Annotated in this window: 13 protein-coding genes; 1 reads left to right on the forward strand and 12 read right to left on the reverse strand. The window is 39.7% G+C overall.

Annotation, left to right across the window (positions count from 1 at the left end; translation table 11 throughout):
* Nucleotides 1-75: 75 nt before the first annotated feature.
* The 10 genes from D8801_RS07490 to D8801_RS07535 form a co-directional block, all read right to left on the reverse strand.
* Nucleotides 76-1,293, reverse strand: a complete 1,218-nt coding sequence (locus D8801_RS07490; RefSeq protein WP_125848952.1) for a polymerase — start codon at nucleotides 1,291-1,293, stop codon at nucleotides 76-78.
* A gap of 19 nt (nucleotides 1,294-1,312) precedes the next feature.
* Entirely contained in the window at nucleotides 1,313-2,107 is a 795-nt protein-coding gene (locus tag D8801_RS07495) for a DUF4422 domain-containing protein (RefSeq protein ID WP_125848954.1), read from the reverse strand.
* 217 nt (nucleotides 2,108-2,324) lie between these two features.
* On the reverse strand, nucleotides 2,325-2,918 hold the full coding sequence (locus D8801_RS07500) for a sugar transferase (RefSeq protein ID WP_398575011.1): 594 nt from the start codon (nucleotides 2,916-2,918) through the stop codon (nucleotides 2,325-2,327).
* Between the two features lie 97 nt (nucleotides 2,919-3,015).
* Nucleotides 3,016-3,699 carry a tyrosine-protein kinase gene (locus D8801_RS07505; protein ID WP_125848957.1) on the reverse strand — a complete coding sequence of 228 codons (684 nt, stop codon included), beginning with the start codon at nucleotides 3,697-3,699 and terminating at the stop codon, nucleotides 3,016-3,018.
* Between the two features lie 9 nt (nucleotides 3,700-3,708).
* The gene (gene cpsC, locus D8801_RS07510) at nucleotides 3,709-4,401 is read right to left on the reverse strand and encodes a capsular polysaccharide biosynthesis protein CpsC (protein WP_125415636.1); all 693 of its coding nucleotides are present in this window, start codon (nucleotides 4,399-4,401) and stop codon (nucleotides 3,709-3,711) included.
* A gap of 8 nt (nucleotides 4,402-4,409) precedes the next feature.
* Nucleotides 4,410-5,141: a capsular polysaccharide biosynthesis protein Cps4B gene (gene cps4B / locus D8801_RS07515; protein ID WP_125415634.1), complete on the reverse strand. Its 732-nt coding sequence runs from the start codon at nucleotides 5,139-5,141 to the stop codon at nucleotides 4,410-4,412.
* Nucleotide 5,142: 1 nt separating this feature from the next.
* Nucleotides 5,143-6,588: an LCP family glycopolymer transferase CpsA gene (gene cpsA, locus D8801_RS07520; protein WP_125415632.1), complete on the reverse strand. Its 1,446-nt coding sequence runs from the start codon at nucleotides 6,586-6,588 to the stop codon at nucleotides 5,143-5,145.
* 189 nt (nucleotides 6,589-6,777) lie between these two features.
* Nucleotides 6,778-8,736, reverse strand: coding sequence for a peptide ABC transporter substrate-binding protein (locus tag D8801_RS07525; RefSeq protein WP_125848959.1), 1,959 nt, complete (start codon nucleotides 8,734-8,736; stop codon nucleotides 6,778-6,780).
* A 149-nt stretch (nucleotides 8,737-8,885) separates the two neighbouring features.
* Nucleotides 8,886-10,853: a peptide ABC transporter substrate-binding protein gene (locus D8801_RS07530; RefSeq protein WP_125848961.1), complete on the reverse strand. Its 1,968-nt coding sequence runs from the start codon at nucleotides 10,851-10,853 to the stop codon at nucleotides 8,886-8,888.
* A 168-nt stretch (nucleotides 10,854-11,021) separates the two neighbouring features.
* On the reverse strand, nucleotides 11,022-12,632 hold the full coding sequence (locus D8801_RS07535) for a glycoside hydrolase family 13 protein (protein WP_125848963.1): 1,611 nt from the start codon (nucleotides 12,630-12,632) through the stop codon (nucleotides 11,022-11,024).
* Nucleotides 12,633-12,784: 152 nt separating this feature from the next.
* Here D8801_RS07535 and D8801_RS07540 point away from each other — a divergent pair, with 152 nt between their 5' ends.
* Nucleotides 12,785-14,269, forward strand: coding sequence for a DUF1846 domain-containing protein (locus D8801_RS07540; protein ID WP_125848965.1), 1,485 nt, complete (start codon nucleotides 12,785-12,787; stop codon nucleotides 14,267-14,269).
* Nucleotides 14,270-14,400: 131 nt separating this feature from the next.
* Here the strand turns inward: D8801_RS07540 and D8801_RS07545 are convergent, their stop codons facing one another.
* Both D8801_RS07545 and D8801_RS07550 read right to left on the reverse strand, forming a co-directional pair.
* On the reverse strand, nucleotides 14,401-15,432 hold the full coding sequence (locus D8801_RS07545) for a sensor histidine kinase (protein ID WP_125848967.1): 1,032 nt from the start codon (nucleotides 15,430-15,432) through the stop codon (nucleotides 14,401-14,403).
* On the reverse strand, nucleotides 15,399-16,097 hold the full coding sequence (locus tag D8801_RS07550) for a response regulator transcription factor (RefSeq protein WP_038806419.1): 699 nt from the start codon (nucleotides 16,095-16,097) through the stop codon (nucleotides 15,399-15,401). The genes D8801_RS07545 and D8801_RS07550 overlap by 34 nt, the downstream gene beginning before the upstream one ends.
* Between the last annotated feature and the right edge of the window lie 5 nt (nucleotides 16,098-16,102).

Raw genomic sequence — 16,102 nt, forward strand, 5'->3', positions numbered from 1 at the left:
TATATAAATCGAAATAAAACCGCCTTCCCAGTCCATGATCTTTTAAGTTCTCGTTAAATACTTCTTAGCATTTCACTATATGATTTTTTCAAACGAATTTCCCCTTAACTCTTCATCACTTTCATCAGAAAACTGATAATCCGGGTAGATTAAACTACCTAACAATATCCAAAAAATATTGTAATGAAGGTACAAATTCAAATCATCAATCATGGAATGAAAACTCATCAATATCAAAATAAAAGCAAGAACCCATTGGCGACTTTTAATTACTTTAAATAAAGTTAAAGTTAGAAGCGAGATCATCAATGCTAGAATTAGTAAACCGTATTTTTGTGAAATTTGAATGTATAAATTGTCCACATACAAGTATGTCTGATCATTTCTTACACCTTCAATAGTAAGAGCATTACCATTCCATTCAACTGATTTACCGAACAAGCCATAACCATAAAGTTGGAGAGATTTGTTTGCTAAATAAATACGACCACCCAACATATAGTTTAATTTAAAAAGAAAATTATTGACAAAAGAATTAGTTGAATTTAGATAGATTTGCACAAGCCAAAAACTTGCTATTGCATTTACAATAAAAGTTAGTTTAAAAATATTAAATATATTTCCTAAGTTAGTGAATAAATTGGGAATCCATTTTATTAATAAATTGCAGACCAATAGTATACAAGAACTATAAAATGTCAACCGGGAATCGGTTTGATCATATACCCAGTAAGTACAAAGTGCCAAAAAGAACCACTGCCAATAATAAATCTTATCTTTCTTTAAGTACAATGAAATGGCAACTATATTCATCAGTAAAATTGACGGAAATAATGCATACCTAAAACCTAAATAGCTACGGACTCGAGCCCCTGATATCTCTAAATAATTAGGTATAACCCCTAATTTTGCACCGATTATTACAAATGATAACAAGAAAATACTTATTATGATGGATGTTTTGGCTACACTCTTGAAAGGAATATCACGCAATGCATAAATGAATAATATCCCTATTGCAACATTAGAACTAAAACCATTTATTTTTCCTACGATGAGATAAATTAAAGATGTTATACACAATCCTATAACAGCTCTATAATCATAATTTTTTTTAAACAATTCTTTTATAGATAATATAAAGAGTGATAGAGCTATCACTAGTTTAGATACTATTCTAGGTAGATATTGAGCATAAAAAGTCACATCTAATATCGAAACGATTAAAAACATTCCTAAGGCAACAAGAGCCAAAAGTTCTGGTACAGATTTTATTTTTAGTACTACTTTCATCCTTATTATTCATCCCTATCTAAAAACTCTGTCCATATTTTTTTCCGAAAAATTTTGCTTGTAGGAAGGATTTCCCTTTTTGAATCAAGTCAATTTTCTCCATATAGATAAACGGTATCTCTTTTACCCGCAAATCTTGTTTTGCCAACCAAACATTGAACAATCGTTCACTGATACGACCAAATAATCTAGCATCAAAAGCAGAATAGTCTGTAATGTCCAATCTTCTATAGAGTTCATCGATAATCGGGAACAACCATTCACAATAGGCTGCTACATTTTCTTTGGACATGATAAACATATTGAACATATAGCCACTGCGTTGCTTCATGACCTGATCAAAAGCGACGATATAGTCCGGTCTCAATTCGCTAACAATCTGACGTGTCACGTCTAAATGATTGGCATCATGAGTATGTGCATAGTGTGAGTATAGCGTTTCAATATAATATTTCCTTTTTTTAGGAACAACAACATCGTATTTTGACAGCAAGTTTTTGACTTCTGACTTTGAAAGAATAATATCATCCATACTAATTGCTTCTCTATATGTGTGTCGTTTTGATGTGAAATATCTACGATAATGTACCAATCCAAGATAATCACATTCTAAATTTTTCCAAGCCCAGTATAATCCTGTCAATTCACAATAATAAGGATTGAGGTGTGAGATATGATTACCTTGATCATCTCGTTGGTAGCCTAAATTTTCCTTTCCTTCACTGCCAACCTGAACAGGAATATATAAGTCCTTATCTTCTGGCATTTGAAATCTTTTATGAGTCGCTACTATAATTTTATACTTTTTTGACATTTCTACATCCTAACTCCAATTCCTAAAATCTTGCCTCACTGGACAATTCTTTAGATTGAATTCCCATTCATTTTTTCAATCAAAAAATACTAGATCAAATCCACTTATTCATAATGCTTCCTTCACTTGAAAAAATGAATACGAATACCCAAGAAACGTTATTCGTATTCAACTTCGTCTTTCTATCTATTTTTTGCTAGATGATTTAGCTCATACATCAATGAGCCCCTTCTCCAGACAGAACTTTTTTTATTGTCAAAAAGAAGATTTTGACATCCAACAAAAAGGATTGGTTCCGAGGATAGTACAGCTCCATTTCACAGCGTTCAGGATAATATACCTCACTCCTACCAGAAACTTGCCACATCCCTGTAATACCTGGCCGTACAGATAACAAAACTTGCTGTTCTTCCTTAGAATACTCCTCTAACTCATTCTCCAAAATCGGTCTAGGTCCGATAAGACTCATATCACCTAACATTAAATTTATAAATTGAGGAATTTCATCAATACTCGTTTTTCTTATAAAATCTCCGATATTGGTAAGACGAGGATCCTCATTTGAAGGTAATTTGTAGCTGTTATTTATATATTTCTCATAGAGTGCTTTATTTGCGGTCAAAACTTCTTCAGCATTTTCAACCATTGATCTAAATTTAATAATTTTAAATTTTTTCCCTCTTAACCCCACTCTGTATTGTGTAAAAAATATACTCCCTTTATAACCTTTTATTTTATAGATAATATAAATTATTAGAAAACAGGGCAAGACTATGAATATTGTTCCAAACAAGCCAATAAGAACATCCATAACTCGTTTTATGCTAATATAGATAATGCTGTTTCTTTTCACCTTAACCCCTTCCCCATGATAAGTATCTCAATTAGTTTCGCTACTACAAACTGGTTTACTCTTTCCCGTAATTCCCATAACTTCCATAAGAACCGTATTTGTCTACTGAAGTATCGAATTTGTTCAACACAACTCCTAAAAACGGCTTCCCAGTTTGTTCCACCTGTTCTTTCGCTTTTTGAATATCCCGTCGATTTGTTTCACCTGCCGCTGTCACTAAAATAGAAGCATCGCATTTTTGCGTAATGATAGCCGCATCAATCACGACACCGACAGGAGCAGTGTCTACGATGATATAGTCAAAATATTTACGCAAGGTTTCAAGCATTGTACTGAAGTTCTTACTTTGGAGAAGTGCTGTCGGATTTGGTGACACAGAGCCAGCCTGAATCACAAAGAGATTCTCAATATTGGTATCACAAAGCCCATGCGACAGATCCGTTGTACTCGATAGAAATTCTGTCAGACCTGTAATTTTATCCCTTGCTTTAAAGACACCTGACATAACAGAATTGCGAATATCTCCATCAATCAGCAGCGTTTTGTAACCTGCACGCGCAAAAGCCCAAGCGATATTGGTGGAAGTCGTTGATTTTCCTTCTCCTGGTTTCACAGAAGTGATAGAAAATACTTTCAAATCATCTCCACTTAACTGTAGGTTCGTACACAAGGCGTTATAATACTCCTCTGCCTTTTTCGCAAGATCTAATTTCGCCTGTGAGATTTCTAACGTTGGCATAACTTCCTCCTATTTCATTTTGTCCAAATCTGGAACGACCCCTAGAAGTGGAATTTGCAGTACATCTTCGACATCTTCAGGACGTTTCACACGGGTATCGAGTAACTCAATCAAAAGAACAGTAATTACTGTTACGACGGCTCCTCCGAGAAAACCAAATAAGGTGTTGCGTCGAACATTTGGAGAAGAGGGAGTCGTAGCTGGTCGCGCTTCTTCAAGCGTCGTTACATCAGATACTCGCGTTACAGCGATGATCTTTTCTGCAGCAACTTCTCGTAGAGAGTTAGCAATGCGACTGGCTTCCTCTGGTTGTTTATCCTTGACAGAGATTGAGACGATACGAGTGTCGGCTGGTACAGTCACTTGAACTTTGCTAGTTAACGCTTTTGCTGGCACATCCAATTTCAAATTTGTCGCTACCTTCTCCAACACATCTTGCGAAAGGATAATTTCGCGGTAGTCTTTTACCAGATAAGATCCTGCCTGCAAGTCCTGATTCGTCAGCCCCGGCTTATCTCCTTGATTACGGTTGACTACGTAAATACGCGTGGTGCTCGTATATTCTGGCTTAACAATAAAAGTGCTATATGCAAAAGCTCCCGCCCCTGTCACAAGTGCCACTAATAAAATTATTAGTTTGCGTTTCCACAAGGTTTTAAGTAATTGAAATACATCAATTTCTATCGTGTTTTGTTCTTTCATCATTTCTCCTAAATTAGTTGATCCATTACAATTTTTCGAGGATTGTCTATAAAAAGTTCCTGAGCCTTCGCTTCTCCGTATTTTTGGGAAACAAGGTCATATGCTTCTGCCATATGAGGAGGTCTACCGTCTAGATTGTGCATATCACTTGCAATCACATGAACCAAATCACGCTCCAAGAAATACTGCGCTCTTTTTTTCATGAATTTATAAGGTTCTCCAAAAAGTTTGGATTTGAGGACATGTGAACTATTTACTTGCGTGTAACAGCCCATATCGATCAGCTCTCGAACGCGTTTTTCATTATTTTCAAGAGCATCATAGCGCTCGATGTGGGCAATGACTGGAGTAACCCCCAACATCAATATTTTACTCAAGGCACTATGAATATCGCGATAAGGGGTGTTCATACTAAACTCTATCAAGGCATAACGACTATCATTGAGGGTCGGAATCCGCTTTTTTTCCAGCTTATCCAAAACATCTGGTGTGTAGTAAATTTCAGCCCCATAAGCAATGACCAAGTCACTCGCGACTTCCTTAGCTATTTCCCGAACCTGAAGAAAGTTTTCTGCTATCTTCTCTTCTGGAGTTTCAAACATGCCCTTGCGTCGGTGAGAGGTAGAGACAATGGTTCGTACTCCTTGTCGATAGGCTTCTGTCAAGAGAGCCTTACTTTCCTCTCTTGACTTGGGACCATCATCTACATCAAAGACAATGTGCGAATGAATATCAATCATTTCATCTGCCCTCCAACACGTCCTGAATAGCAGTTTTGACAGATGCAAGGCTACTGTCGTTAATTTCCATCATATAGAGGTTACTATCTGGCATCGCATAAGAAGGAAGATCCATCCGTCCCGTACCCTTCAAGTCTTGCGAATTCACTTTGTAAGTTCCACCACTTTCTAACTGAGCATTGACCAAGTTCATCATGGTCTCAAGTGGCATGTTTGTTTGGATAGAATCTTGCAAGCTATCAATGATCGTACTATAATTTTTCAGTGCTTCGGTCGAAGTTAATTTTTGAAGGATAGCCACAATCACCTTTTGTTGATTACGTCCGCGATCACGATCACCATCTGCTAGAGAGTAGCGCTCACGAACAAATCCCAGAGCCTGCTCAGAATCTAGATGGACATTTCCAACTGGATAGTACTTCCCATTAGTGTGTGCGGTAAATTCTTGATCATTATAAACATCAATTCCACCTAAAAGGTCAATCAACTTTAAGAACGAAGTGAAGTTCAAACGGACATAGTAATTGATATCCACTCCATAGAGATTTTCTAAGGTGTGGATGGACGAATCAACTCCATAAATGCCCGCATGGGTCAATTTATCTTTTTGATTATTTCCACCATCTGCGATTGGTACATAAGCATCACGTGGCGTTGTGGTCAAGAGGATTTTCTTGGTATCTCGATTGACAGTCATCAGGATATTGACATCTGAACGCGACACCGAACTAATTGGACCATAAGTATCAATTCCACTAACATAGATATTGAAAGACTGATTCTTAGACGTCTTGGGAGCTTCTACTTTTTTAGTGAATCCCTTGGTATAAATCTTTTTTATCTTCGATGCGTAATCTGGATACTCCGATTCGATGATATTTTCAAAGACACTATTTAGGACAATGGCTTTGGTATCTCCTGCAATCAAACTCTTGTAGGCTGCCAAGTAAGACGAACTCTGATTGACCGTCAAATCGGTATTCTGACTTGATTTGATATCAGCTAGTAGTTTTTGAATATTTTCATTATCAGTCTCAGTCGGTGCTGTCACACTCGTCAGTTGCGTAACATTCCCAATCTCACTATCTGCTAAAACAGCTACACTGATCGAATATTCTGAGTAATTAGAAGTCGCATTTAAACGATTGGTCAGTCCAACAAACTGCTGTACTGCAAAGAGCGACACAGAGCTGACAAGGATAGAGAGCACCAACAGAAAAATGGTAAACTTTTCAGCTTTTTTATAGATAATCAAGAGCAGCCCTATTAAGGCAACTAGTAGAACTAAGGCAGTTGCCACTAGATTAAGATATCTAAAAGCAAGGATATGGTATTTAAAAATCAAAAACAATAAAAAGCCAGCCAACAATAGATAAACAGCTAACAAGGCTATGTTAACGCTTCGCTTTACTTTTCCCGAGCGAGTTCTCTTTGAACGTTTAGTCATGTTAATCCCCTATACGTTAATAATTAGGTTAATTATACCACAGAAGTAGGATAATTTCCATTTATTCCCCTAATTCTCAGCGTTTTCATTCATTTTTTCTTAGCTATATTTCGAAGTGATCGCTTTCATTATTTAGGAGCTTAAGCAAACAAAAATAAGATCCCTTGCAAGAGACCTTATTTCAACTTTTTATTTGATATGATTTTCAAATTCTTTTTGACTCTTTTCGATAGCCTTTTTACTTTCTTCTTCCCACTTAGCCTTGGCTTCATCAAATCGTTTCTTGGTAACAGGATCTTTTTGCAGTCTCATGTACTTATAGTTATTTCCATCACCTTTGATTCCCACTAGAGAGTATGCACGTGTGAATGGAGTTACTTTGGTTACAGAGGCCGTACCACCATTGGACATCGTAGACATGATCAGAGAATTATCAATCATCCAAGCTTGAGCTTCAGCGTATTTTTCATAACGCTTAGCGACATCTTGATTCTCAGCGTCTGCTTCTTTTAGAAGTTTCGTATAGGTATCAAGCCCCAGACTCTTGATCAGCTCTTGGTCTTCCTTAGCATCAAGACCAAAAATCTTGAGATAAAAACCATCTTCGGCATTAAATGGATCCAGATAAGTTGATGGATCCTGGTAATCACCAACCCAGCCATCAAAGTTCAAATCGTAATCACGAGCTGCTGGATTTGGAGCTAGGAAAGCGACATTCCCAAAGTCATCCGTTGAAAGTTGCTGAACATCAACGACGATATTATCAGAACCTAGTACTGTTTCAAGTGTCTGTTTAAGCGAATTCATACCAGAAACTGCATTTTTATTGGTTTGATCAACCGGGACATCCAAATGAATAGGGAAGGTAACACCTTGAGTTTCCAATTCTTTTTTAGCTTCCGCAAATTTTGCTTGGGCCTTTTCCTTGTTAAAGTAACCGTCTTGGGCATCTGCCAAGTTGATTCCTGACCATTCTGTTCCATACTGAACAAGTTTAGAAGAAACCACTTCTCCAAAGCTCTTATCTCCCACCTGCACAAATGTAGGGGGAACAAGGGTATTACGAAGGGTCTTGCTTGCCGCTTCTTGCCCGTTAGATTGAGCAGAATAGGCCGTGCGATCGATGGCAAAGTTCAAGGCCTGTCGGAAGTTTTTATTCAAAATCGCTGTTTGCGTAGATTTCTTTTGCTGGTCTGATGTTTTAGCAGTGTGGTTATAAGCTTTACGGTTTACATTAAAGTTGAAGTACCAAGAAGTCTTGTCTTGTAAGCTATAAACGATATTGTCTTGGTATTTTTCTTTTGTCTTGGCATAGCTCGAGCTATTTGGATAGACTCCCGCAAGTGAATAGGCACCACTTTCAAAGTTTCGAATGGTCATCTCCTGATCAGAGCCATCAAAGTAAGCCAATTTAACTTTTTCAATAGTCACCTTGTCATGATCATAGTAGTTAGGATTCTTCACATACTCGATGGAAGATTTTGATGTGAAATCTTTTAACAAGTAAGGTCCATTGTAAAGGATACTGTTTGGCGTCAAGGTTCCAAAGTCTTTATCCTTTGATGTCAAGAATTCTTCGTTAACCGGGAAAAGGATACTGTTGGTTGTCTTTGAGTTCCAGTAGGGCTCTGGTCGTGTCAAAGTGTACTCAACCGTATAGTCATCCAAGGCTTTAACACCAACTGTTGTGAAGTCATTGCTCGCACCTGTCACATAGTCATTCAATCCCTTGATAGAGTTCTGGATGAGATCCATGGCTTGCCCCTTGTTGTCCGCAGCATACTTAATCCCAGTGACAAAGTCTTGGGCTTTAACTGGAGCGTACTCTTCTCCATCAGCTGTGTACCACTTAGCATCTTTTCTGAGTTTGTAGGTATAGGTCAAACCATCTGCCGAAACTGACCAGTCTTCAGCTAGAGCTGGCGTTAGATTTCCATAGCTATCATTTTCTAGCAAACCATCCACAAGATTGGTAATCACTGCAGTGTTATCTGCATAATAGTCTAAAAGATAGTTAAATGTCGTTGGGTTTGCGCTAAATGTTGATGAGAAGGTGCTTGTATCCGTATTGGACTGTCCACAAGCTGTCAGTAAAATCCCTGTAGCTAGGACAAGACCAGTTCCGATGAGTCTTTTTTTTATGTTCATCCTCTACTCCTTTATGTCACTTTTTATAACATAGCCATATTTTATCAAATTTATCCTAAATTGTAAAGTTCCTAATTTTACGACGACTGATGTCTCAAAACCAGAAAAAGGAAGCACAGATTTTCTGCAACTTCCTTTTCTTTTATAGACTATTTAACGTGTTTTTCTAGCTCTTTTTGGTATTTGGCATTTGTTTCAATTTTTTCTTTCTGCCATTTCTTGAGAGCTTCTTCGTATTCTTTTGCAGTCACAACATCATTTTGCAACTCCAAACCTTTGAATACAAATGGGTCTCCCTTGATCCCGACCTGAGAGTAAGCTTTTGTAAATGGTACAGTACGGCTAACCGTTGGAGAACCACCTGAAGAAGCAACTGGGATCAAGAGCGAGCTATCAGATACCCAGGCTTGAGCTTTAGCATATTTCTCATAACGCTTATTGAGATCGCTTGTTTCAGCTGCGGCATCATCCAAGAGTTTCTTGTATTCGTCTAGACCGACTTGAGCCATCACTTCTGGATCTTTTCCACGAGTGATACCCAAGTGTTTAAGGGCAGAACCCTTCTTAGCATCAAGAATGTTGAGGTAGGTAGCTGGGTCTTGATAGTCTGGTCCCCAACCAGTTCCATTCAAGTCATAGTCTTTTTGAGATGGAACCTTAGCTTGAGAAGTAATGCTCATTTTCTCATTATCGGTCATTTGAAGGACATCGACAATGACATTCTCCGTACCAAGTGTTGATTCGATAGACTGCTTGAGTGAGTTCGTCTGCTGAACAGCAATGACATCGGTCTGTTCAACTGGCACATCCAAACGGATTGGGAAGGTCACACCCTTAGCCTGCAATTCTTCCTTAGCTTTAGCAAAGGCTGCCTTGGCTTTTTCAGGACTGTAAAGCGTATCCTTACCATCTGTAAGGGCTACATCTTTCCACTGGTCTCCGTAAGAAACCAGCTCTGCCTGTGCCAACTCTCCAAAGGTCTTTTCACCTACTTGAACATAGTCATGAGGTACTAGACTGTTACGGATAATTTTGTCCGCACCTTCTTCACCATTCAACTGAGCCGTGTAAGAGTGACGATCAAGGGCAAAGTTTAGCGCCTGACGGAAGTTTTTGTTGAGAAGAGCTTCTTTTGTTGATGTTTTTTGAGCCTCGTCTGTTTTGGCTGTTTTATTGTAAGACTGGCGGTTTACGTTAACAGTGAGGTAGTAGCTTGTCGCTTCTTGTGGACTGTAGACAATCTTATCGCTATACTCTTTCTTAGTTGACTCAAAGTTTGAGCTTGTTGGGAAGAGACGAGCTGTTGTATAGGCACCTTGTGTAAAGCTACGAATCAAGGATTCTTGGTCAGAACCATCATAGAAGGTTAGTTTGATGTTGTCAATCTTAACATTGTCCTTGTCCCAGTAGTTTGGATTCTTTTCATACTCGATGACTGATTTTGAAGTCAATGATTTCAAAAGATAAGGACCGTTATAAAGAATACTTGATGGTGTTGGTGCACCGTAGTCGCTCCCTTTAGAATTCAAAAATTCTTCATTAACTGGAAGCATGGTAGCAGTTGTAACTTTAGAGTTCCAGAAGCTTTCTGGTTTGTTAAGCGTATATTCAACCGTATAATCGTCAACAGCTTTCACTCCTACAGTAGAGAAATCATTGCTTTCTCCACTGATGTAAGCAGCCAACCCTTTGATAGAATCTTGAAGGAGAGAGAGGCCGTCTGATTTGCCATCAGCTGCGTGTTTCAGACCAGTAACAAAATCCTGGGCCTTGACTTCAGCATACTCTTCTCCCTCAGAAGTATACCATTTTACACCCTTACGAAGTTTGTAGGTATAGGTCAAGCCATCTTTAGAAACGGACCAGTCTTCTGCAAGCGACGGAATCAAGTTCCCGTATTTATCGTTTTCCAAAAGACCATCGACAACGTTGGCTATAACGTCAGAAGTTGAGCTCTTGCTCGTCACGCTGTAGTCCAAAGATGATGGATCCATAGCATAGACATAAGAAAATGTCTTGGGAGCATCAGCCTTTTTTTCGCTTTGCCCACAAGCGGTTAACAGAAGGGCCGCACTCAAGACAGCACCTGCTCCTAAGAGCCACTTTTTCGATCTCATAAGTAATCTCCTTTAAGATAGTGTTTCCACCATTATACCCTATTTTTTCATAAAAGCAAGAACTTTCGGATGATTTTTTAGAAAATTCTAACAAATATTTTTTAAAGATTTTTCTACACAATTTTTAGTAAAAAACCTCAAGCTTCAAAAGCTTGAGGTTTGCTCATTTTAGTCAATCATTTCCACACAGAAGGCATCCCATGGAGCCAAGACCTGTTTTTCAAGTACTTCTTTAGCCGCAGTGTTTTCAATCAAGACCGATTTAACTTTTCCTTCCACTGAAAAGTTTTGTTTTTCATTAGACAAATTAGCCACGACTAGGAGGCGACGGTCACCGTCCTTACGGATATAAGCAAATACCTTGTCAGCTGTATCAAGCAATTCAAAATCAGCTCGAATCAACCAGCTGTTCTCCTTACGGATTTGAACGAGTTTTTGATAAGTATAGAAAATAGAATCTGGATTTGCCAGCGCTTCTTGAACGTTGATTTCTTCGTAGTTTGGATTAACCGCCAACCAAGGTTGACCAGTTGAGAAGCCAGCATTTTTACTCTCATCCCATTGCATCGGAGTACGGGCATTGTCACGACCGATGACACGGATGCTGTCCATGATTTCTTCAATCGGAACGCCTTTTTCAAGAGCCTCACGCGCATAGTTGAGGGATTCAATGTCTTCTACCTGATCAAGTGTTTCAAAGGGATAATTGGTCATCCCAATCTCCTCACCTTGGTAAATATAAGGCGTTCCTCTCATGAGATGAAGCAAAATCGCAAAGGCTTTGGCTGATTTTTCACGGTATTCTTGGTCATTACCCCAGATAGAGACGATACGAGGGAGGTCATGGTTGTTCCAGAAGAGGGAATTCCAGCCGTCTTCAACTCCTAACTCTGCCTGCCATTTGTTGAAGATTTCTTTTAACTTACTGATATTCAGCTCTTTTTGATAGTGCCATTTAGGTTGCCCTTCCTGATACTGAAGACAGATGTGCTCAAACTGGAAAACCATAGACAATTCTTGGCCCTTCGGATCAGAGTAAAGCTTGGCAATTTCTGGCGTTGCCCCCCAAGTTTCTCCTACCGTCAAGAGATCTTTATCCCCAAAAGTCGCCTGATTCATTTCCTTGAGATAGGGATGGAGCATAGGACCATTATTCACTACCTTCTCATCAGGAATTTTCCCAATCATGTCAATGACATCCATACGGAAACCACCAATCCCTTTATCAATCCAGAAGTTCATCATCTCATAAATTTTCTGGCGAAGTTTTTCATTCTCCCAGTTGAGGTCGGGCTGTTTCTTACTGAAAAAGTGGAGATAGTATTGACCCGACTTCTCATCGTATTCCCAAGCAGACCCACTAAAGATAGAATCAAGATCGTTGGGTTCATCCCGCCAGATATAGTAGTCGCGCTCAGGACTACCAGGATTTTCACAGGCCTCTACAAACCAAGCATGTTCATCCGAGGTATGATTGACTACTAAGTCCATGATAATTCGGATATCACGCTTCTTAGCTTCCGCGATCAGTTCATCCATGTCCTCCATGGTCCCGAAAATAGCAGCAATCGCTTGATAATCAGCAATATCATATCCATTATCATCCATAGGACTGTCATAAACGGGAGAAAGCCAAATCGCTGTGATCCCTAACTTGGCTAGATAGTCCAACTTACTTGTAATTCCTGGCAAATCGCCAATTCCATCTCCGTTGCTATCCATAAAGCTCTTAGGATAGACTTGATAGACTACGGCATTGTGCCACCATTTTTCTTGCATCTTGTTACCTCATTATTTTAATAATCTACAGTCTATGATAGCGCTTTTTCAAACTTTGTGCAAGCGTTTGCCTAATTTTTTTGATTTCTTTTTTACCTTTATAGTTTCCTAACTTCCGATTTTTTATTATAATGGAGGTCAGAGGTAAAAAAATGAAAAAACAAGCTTTTAGTTCTGAACAATATTTGAATCTACAGCGCGACCACATTTTGGAGCGTATTAACCAATTTGACGGCAAGCTCTACTTGGAGTTTGGTGGCAAAATGTTAGAAGATTTCCACGCTGCTCGTGTCCTTCCTGGTTATGAGCCTGACAATAAAATCAAGCTCTTGCAGGAGTTAAAAGAGCAGGTCGAAGTTGTGATCGCCATTAATGCAAGCAACATCGAACATTCTAAAGCACGTGGTGACCTAGGCATCTCTTATGACCAAGAAGTTCTTCGTTTGATTGACAAATTCAATGAATTGGGGATTTTTGTTGGTTCGGTTGTCATCACACAATACGCTGGCCAACCCGCTGCAGATGCCTTCCGCAACCAGCTAGAGAAAAACGGAATTGATTCTTATCTTCATTATCCAATCAAAGGATATCCCACAGATATGGATCACATCATTTCTCCAGAAGGCATGGGGAAAAACGACTACATCAAAACCAGCCGCAAGTTAATCGTCGTAACTGCTCCTGGACCTGGTTCTGGGAAATTGGCAACCTGTGTGTCCAATATGTACCACGACCAAATTAACGGTATCAAGTCTGGTTACGCTAAATTTGAAACCTTCCCTGTCTGGAACCTGCCCCTTCATCATCCAGTCAACTTGGCCTACGAGGCTGCAACCGCAGACCTTGATGATGTCAACATGATTGACCCCTTCCATCTCCAAACCTACGGAGAAACAACGGTCAACTACAACCGTGATATCGAAATTTTCCCAGTGCTCAAACGTATGCTGGAACGCATTCTCGGTGAATCTCCATACGCTTCACCGACAGACATGGGTGTCAACATGGTTGGTTTTGCTATTATAGATAATGAAGCTGCTATTGAAGCTTCTAAACAAGAAATCATTCGCCGCTACTATCAGACAGTTCTTGATTTCAAAGCTGAAAAAGTCGGCGAAACTGCTGTCAAGAAAATCGAGTTGCTCATGAATGACCTCGGTATCACACCTGCAGACCGCAAGGTTGCTGTTGCTGCACGCCAAAAAGCAGAAGAAACTGGTGGCCCTGCCCTAGCTCTTGAATTGCCATCTGGCGACATTGTTACTGGTAAAAACTCAGAGCTCTTTGGCCCTACAGCTGCTGCCTTGATCAATGCCATCAAAAAATCAGCTGACATCGCTAAGGAAGTGAAACTAATCGAGCCTGAAGTCGTCAAACCAATTCAAGGTCTTAAAATCGATCACCTAGGTAGTCGCAATCCTCGCCTCCATTCAAATGAAATCCTGATTGCTCTTGCCATCACGGCTATGGAAAATCCTGATGCTGCGCGCGCAATGAAGGAACTCGGCAACCTCAAAGGAAGTGAAGCCCACTCAACCATCATCTTGACCGATGAAGACAAGAATGTCCTTCGCAAACTAGGTATCAACGTAACCTTTGACCCTTACTACCAATATGATCGCTTGTATCGGAAGTAATTAAACGAGGCTGGACAAAACTCAATTTGAGGAAAAAGCCAGTAAATCTTTACATGATAAAAGATAAAACGCATAATAACAAGTGTTCAAAAGACTTGTTATTATGCGTTTTATGATTTTTCCATTCTCATTTATTTCAATGAAGTTGTCAACTCGACACAGGCGCCTCCTTGGTCTGGATTGAGCAGGGTCAGACGACCACCGTGCAAGAAAGCTACCTGCTTAGAAAAGGCTAAGCCGATACCATGATGGGGATTAGCTGAATTGCGGCTTTGGTCACTCTGGTAAAAGAGCTGATCTGCTCCCAGCAGCATCTCCTCTGAAAATGCAGGGCCATTGTTCCAGATAGCAAAAACCAACTGGTCCTGCTGCACTGATACCGTCAGCTTCACTTCCTTTTGATTCTGATCAGCATGTTCAAGCGCATTCAGTAAAATATTGAGCAAAGCCCGCTTGAGATAGTCCAAATGAACTGACAAAATCAAACTAGGGTCGCAATCTTCTTGGAGATAAAAACGATAGCTTTCCTGTTTGCTGAACAGTGCCCAGTCGTCCTGTAGATCAGCCAAAAAGTCCCCTAAGGAAAGCTGACTAAACTGATTAGAATCAATCTGAAAAGTCTTAGCGTAATCAATCAAAGAACCACAATACTCTTCCATCTTGTGACTGGCCTGCAAAATCTCAGCAGCATAGTCTGCCTGTGGCTGGCCCAACTGCGCCAATTCCAAGAGCTCAGCATTCCCCTTAATCACAGTTAGGGGTGTTTTCAAATCGTGCGATGTCGCTGATAGCTGTAAAATCAACTCCTGATTATGCCGCTGCTCTTTTTCTAGAAGACGAGCATTTTCTTGGTGGCTGTTCCGTAAATCGCTATAAACTTCTAGCATTTCCTCAATTCGAAAAAGCTGGCTTTGATTTTCTTCTAAAAGCTTCTCGCTCTTTAGCATTTTTATTTCCCTGTCGATTTTTCGGAGCAATTTCAAAATATGATAAAAAGTAATCAGCAACAAGCTCCCTGCCCAGAAGAACAAGGTGAAAAGAACGTAATCACTTCCTTGCGTAAATTCATAACCTATAAGCACAAAAATCAAAACATGGAAAAAGACGATTTTTAAACTGGTTGTCCAGACTAGGCTTTTGAAATTTCGGGTTCTAATTGCCATCTATAGCCTACTCCTCTCACTGTTGCGATTGCTTGCAGCCCTTCTTGTTTGCATTTTTGACGAATCTGATATACGTATTCTGAGATGGATCGAAGCTGTGTTTCTGAGCTTTCTGGATAAAGCAAGGTATGCAGGCGTTCAGCTGAAAAGGTCTGCTTGGGATTGCTAGCTAGTAAATGCAGCAACTTAAACTCTCGCTCTGAAAATTTCAAGACTTTACCAAAACAGGCAACTTCATAGCGATCCGGATAAAATTGACAAGAAGCAATTTCAGAATAGCGCTCCTCACGTCTTTCCTCCCGCCGAAGATGAGCTCTGACACGCGCCAGCAATTCTTTGGTTCCAAAAGGCTTGACAACATAGTCATCTGCTCCGCGAAAGAGCCCTTCTACTTTGTCCGCCTCCAATTCCTTAGCCGTCAGAAAGATGATCGGACACGAAAGATGAGGACGAATGTAGGAACACAGCTCAAAACCATTAACAGGCTCCATCATCACATCCAACAGAATCAAGTCATATCCGACAAAATGCGTCAGCTCTAGCTCTTCTATCCGATCAAGCGTCGTCACATCATATGCATCGAGCTCTAGGATGTTTCTCACCAGCTTCAAAATGCTCTGGTCATCATCAATCACCAAAATACGATACTGTCTCATGATTTCCATTATAG

This window comes from Streptococcus oralis (assembly GCF_003943415.1).
GTDB classification, from domain to species: Bacteria; Bacillota; Bacilli; order Lactobacillales; family Streptococcaceae; genus Streptococcus; species Streptococcus oralis_BJ.